At 27.9% G+C, this 4,359-nt stretch carries 6 protein-coding genes, 1 tRNA gene and 1 pseudogene; 4 read left to right on the top strand and 4 right to left on the bottom strand.

What is annotated here, in order from left to right; translation table 11 throughout:
* Nucleotides 1–387: 387 nt before the first annotated feature.
* Both ABWO04_RS10070 and ABWO04_RS10065 read right to left on the bottom strand, forming a co-directional pair.
* Nucleotides 388–462, bottom strand: a tRNA-Val gene (locus ABWO04_RS10070).
* Nucleotides 463–541: 79 nt separating this feature from the next.
* Entirely contained in the window at nucleotides 542–1,756 is a 1,215-nt protein-coding gene (locus ABWO04_RS10065) for a bifunctional folylpolyglutamate synthase/dihydrofolate synthase (RefSeq protein WP_353079578.1), read from the bottom strand.
* Between the two features lie 127 nt (nucleotides 1,757–1,883).
* On the opposite strand from ABWO04_RS10065, the gene ABWO04_RS10060 reads away from it, so the two are divergent.
* Genes ABWO04_RS10060 through ABWO04_RS10050 form a run of 3 tightly spaced genes read left to right on the top strand, consistent with a single transcriptional unit; the run spans nucleotide 1,884 to nucleotide 3,404 of the window.
* On the top strand, nucleotides 1,884–2,594 hold the full coding sequence (locus tag ABWO04_RS10060; RefSeq protein ID WP_488239095.1) for a MotA/TolQ/ExbB proton channel family protein: 711 nt from the start codon (nucleotides 1,884–1,886) through the stop codon (nucleotides 2,592–2,594).
* Nucleotides 2,584–2,979: an ExbD/TolR family protein gene (locus tag ABWO04_RS10055; protein WP_353079577.1), complete on the top strand. Its 396-nt coding sequence runs from the start codon at nucleotides 2,584–2,586 to the stop codon at nucleotides 2,977–2,979. The genes ABWO04_RS10060 and ABWO04_RS10055 overlap by 11 nt, the downstream gene beginning before the upstream one ends.
* A 5-nt stretch (nucleotides 2,980–2,984) precedes the next feature.
* Nucleotides 2,985–3,404 (top strand): hypothetical protein, encoded by a 420-nt coding sequence (locus ABWO04_RS10050; RefSeq protein ID WP_353079576.1) that lies wholly within the window; start codon nucleotides 2,985–2,987, stop codon nucleotides 3,402–3,404.
* Between the two features lie 39 nt (nucleotides 3,405–3,443).
* On the opposite strand, the gene ABWO04_RS10045 is transcribed toward ABWO04_RS10050, so the two are convergent.
* Together ABWO04_RS10045 and ABWO04_RS10040 are read right to left on the bottom strand one after the other, a co-directional pair.
* Nucleotides 3,444–3,746, bottom strand: coding sequence for a type II toxin-antitoxin system RelE/ParE family toxin (locus ABWO04_RS10045; RefSeq protein ID WP_353079575.1), 303 nt, complete (start codon nucleotides 3,744–3,746; stop codon nucleotides 3,444–3,446).
* Nucleotides 3,736–3,969 (bottom strand): hypothetical protein, encoded by a 234-nt coding sequence (locus ABWO04_RS10040; RefSeq protein ID WP_353079574.1) that lies wholly within the window; start codon nucleotides 3,967–3,969, stop codon nucleotides 3,736–3,738. Before ABWO04_RS10040 ends, ABWO04_RS10045 begins: the two co-directional genes overlap by 11 nt.
* A 124-nt stretch (nucleotides 3,970–4,093) precedes the next feature.
* On the opposite strand from ABWO04_RS10040, the pseudogene ABWO04_RS10035 reads away from it, so the two are divergent.
* Nucleotides 4,094–4,359 (top strand): annotated as a pseudogene (locus tag ABWO04_RS10035) (quinone-dependent dihydroorotate dehydrogenase); the annotation flags it as partial.

Genomic DNA, 4,359 nt, shown 5'->3' with positions numbered 1-4,359 from the left:
TAACATTTATATTAACATTTTTTTTAAACATTATTGAAAATCAAATATTTACGAAAACGTTGTAAATATAATGTTTTTAAAAAATTTACAATTTCAATTAGTTAAAGTTATTAACAATTTGTGAAAAGTCTATTTTTGATATTATTACATTTTGTTAACAAATATTATCGATTTTGTGATTTTTTTTAATAAAAAGTATTTATGAGAGTTTTCTATTATGTGATGTTTCCATTATAATGAGAATGATTTATTAATTTTTTATTTTAACAATAAAAAATTTTATTTGAATTTTTTCTTAGTCTCAATATATTGTGAGATAACGATAACCGACTAATTATTAAATTTTTGGCATAAAAAAAATCCTACATTTCTGTAGGATTTAATAAGTGGGCAATGAGGGGTTCGAACCCCCGACCCCCTCGGTGTAAACGAGGTGCTCTGAACCAGCTGAGCTAATTGCCCCAATAAAACGCGCTACTTTCGTATTGCGAGTGCAAATATACATCTGTTTTCGGTATTTGCAAATAAAAAAACAAAAAAATTATATTATTTCTGAAACTACAAAGTTGCTGCCACCAATAAAAATCAAATCTTTATCAGATGATTTTTCTAATGCCGATTTGTAAGCTTTTGAAACAGAGGTATATGTGTTACCGAAAAGTTGAAATGATTTTGCTTTATCTTGAAGTGTCTTTGCATTTAAACCACGTTCATTTTTTGGTTTACAAAAATAATAATTGGCATTTTTTGGAAATAATGGTAAAATGGCATCTAAATCTTTATCATTTACGACTCCTAAAACTATGTACAATTGATTGTAAGTTTCTTTTTTTAATTGTTGCATAACCATTTCAAGTCCGTGTGCGTTGTGAGCCGTATCGCAAATCACTTTAGGATTTTCTTGTAAAATTTGCCATCTTCCTTGTAAATGGGTATTGAGTACTACATTTGCAATTCCGTTTTTTATATTTTCTTCTGAAATGTTGAAATTAGATTTCAAATTTCGAAATACTTCAATAACTGTTTTTTTATTCTTTATTTGATAATCGCCCAAAAGACCACAAGGATAATCTGGGTGGTTTAAATTTTGTGCGAAATTCACTTCAGAATTATTTTTTGAAGCGACTTCTAAAAAAATAGGTTTTGTTTGTATAGTATATTCTCCAATTACAACCGGAACGTTCTGTTTAATAATTCCTGCTTTTTCAAAGGCGATTTTCTCTAAAGTATCTCCTAAAAAAGCGGTATGATCTTTTCCTATATTTGTGATAACAGAAAGTAAAGGTGATATAATATTTGTAGCGTCTAATCTGCCGCCCATTCCAACTTCAATTATTGCGATATCAACTTTTTTGTCAGAAAAATATTGAAAAGCGAGTCCAACTGTCATTTCAAAAAAACTTAATTCAGTTTTCTCAAAAAACGGCTTATGTTCTAAAACAAATTGGTGTACGTAATTTTTGGAAATTTTCTTACCATTTATTGTAATTCGTTCCCTAAAATCCTTTAAATGTGGTGAAGTGTATAAGCCCACTTTATACCCAGCTTCCATAAATACAGACGCAATCATACTGCTTGTTGAACCTTTTCCATTTGTACCAGCTACGTGAATAGTTTTAAAATTTCTTTCAGGATGATTCAAATGTTTTGTTAATAATAAGGTATTGGTTAAATCTTCTTTATATGCAGCAGCACCAATGTTTTGGAACACGGGAAGTTGATTAAATAGCCAATTTATGGATTCTTTGTAAGTCATTGTTTTAGGTATTATTAAAAAATTTCTTCTTCTGTAAAATAAAATCTTCTTTTTTTAGTTTTATACTTTATAGAAAAATGTATCTTTATTGCAAATTTCAAAAAATTAATTAAGAATAGTATTACTTATGATCGGATTTTTTTTACAAACTACTGTAGATACTGTTGCACAAGCTGTAACAAATGTGGCAAATACAAATACAACGCCTGTTAACGAAGGAATATCAGTTTTTGAGTTCATTTTAAAAGGTGGTTTTTTCTTAATACCAATTATTATTTTGATGATTTATACCATTTATTTAATAGTTGAAAGGTATTTATATATCGCTAAAACTACTAAAAATGATGATTTTCTGCTAAAAGAAGTGCGTACGCATTTGCATAGCGGGAACATTAATTTAGCTGTTGGCGCTGCAGAACGCGTAAATAATGCTACAGCAAGAGTTGTAAAAGAAGGAATTTTAACTATTGGAAGACCTATTTCTGAAATTGAATCAAATATGGAACGTATGGCTCAAATTGAATTAGGTGAAATGGAACGTAAAATGGGACAATTAGGTTTAATTGCGGGTATGGCACCAACATTAGGTTTCGTAGGAACGATTTCTGGGGTAATTAAAATTTTCTATAGTATTTCTATAACCGAAAACATTAGTATTGGAAATATTTCTGGTGGATTATACGAAAAAATGATTTCGTCTGGAGCGGGACTTATCGTTGGTTTAATTGCTTATGCAGGATATCATTTATTGAATGGAAAAATTGATCATTTTATGCTAAATGTTCAAAAACAAGTATTAGAATTTGTAAACATAATTCAGCGACCAAATGGCAATTAAAAGAAACAGACGATTTCACGCAGAAGTTCACGCGTCATCAATGAGTGATATTATGTTCTTTTTGCTATTGTTTTTTCTAATCATCTCAACATTGGCAAATCCGAATGTGATTAAAATGACGTTGCCAAAATCGAAAACAAATGAAAAAACAAACAAGCAATTTATAAGTATTTCCGTTACGGAAGACAAAGCCTTTTTCATAGATAAACAACCTGTTAATTACGATGATTTAGAAAAAGAATTGTTAGCGAAAATAGGAACAGATAAAGAACAAACGGTCGTTGTCCGAATTCCGTTTAATTTGCAAGTCCAAGATTTAGTCGACGTGCTTCAAATAGGTGTAAAAAACAACTTGAAATTTGTGATTGCGACTAATCCGAAGTAAAAAGTATGAAAAAATATTTATTAGTTTTGTTGTTTTTATCATTTGCTTGCGAGAGAAAAGAAGTAAGAATAAATGATGAATCAGATTCGAAATACGCTAAAGAGCTAGCTACAAAATTTTATAAAGAATTATCTAATTTAGATACTTTGAAAATCTATAATTATTTAGATATTTCAATTCCTAAAAATGGACTTCGTAAATTAATTGTTAAAAATAATAAAGATTTTGGAAACATAACTAAATTTGATATTATTAATATTTCAACAAATTATACTAACATTAACGATGCGGTTGAAGTTAAATATGATATTAAAAATTTAGTTATTTACGAAAAAGTTAAATGTGAAGAAACTATTTCATTTTATAAAAAAAATAAAGAGAATGTAAAATTGGAAGGTTATTTAACTAAAGAAATTTTAGAATAATACTATTATTTAGTATTTAAAATAAAAAAAGGATAAAATTTACAATCTTTCTATCCAATTTTCAGGGTTTTTTGAGGTGTGGAAAATACCCAAAATAAAAATGGTATTTTGTTCTTTATGAAATTGAAAATGAATGGTGTAAGGAAAAGTATTAACAACTGCTATTTGAACATCATTATATCTTATTTGAATAGTCTCTGGGTTTTTAGCTACAGAATTGATTTTTTCTTTTACGTTTTTCAAGAATCTTGTACCTAAGCCATTTTGAGCTTTATTATACCAATTTACAGCTTCTTTAATATCTTCTTTAACAAAAAAGGCATACTTTATTTTAGCTCTCATTTTCTAAATCAGTCCAAAATTGTTCTTCATCAATAAGTAAATCAGGATTTTGTGTAATTGCTTCTATTCGTTCAGAAACAATGTTTTTTTGCCATTCTGGAATATTGTATTCATCCTCTGAAGGAAAAACAATAATTTCAACTCTACTCGCCGTAAAACTATCAGGAAGAATTACTTGAAAAGTATTATCTTTTACATCAATAAATTGTCTAATAGCATCCATAATTTCTTTAGAATTGTAATTGGTTCAACAAATATAATTATTTTTTTGCTTCAAATTTATATTTTTAAAAATTTGTGTAATCTGTCTATAAAAATTACTTTTGCAGTACAACACAACTATCATTATGTATAAATTACTTTTACGTCCTATATTATTCTGTTTCGATCCTGAAAAAGTGCATTATTTTACCTTTTCATTGGTGAAATTTATTTCTAAAATTCCATTTGTAACATCTATTATCAAAGCGATTTATGTTGTAGAAGACAAACGATTAGAAAGAGAAGTTTTCGGATTGAAATTTAAAAACCCAGTCGGATTAGCTGCAGGATTTGATAAAGATGCGAAACTATTCAATGAATTGTCAGATTTCGGATTTGGTTTTATTGAAAT

The sequence above is a fragment of the Flavobacterium sp. genome (assembly GCF_040382755.1).
In the GTDB taxonomy this organism is placed as follows: Bacteria; Bacteroidota; Bacteroidia; order Flavobacteriales; family Flavobacteriaceae; genus Flavobacterium.
Note: the sequence above shows the minus strand (reverse complement) of the source record. Positions and strands in the feature narration are given on the sequence as shown.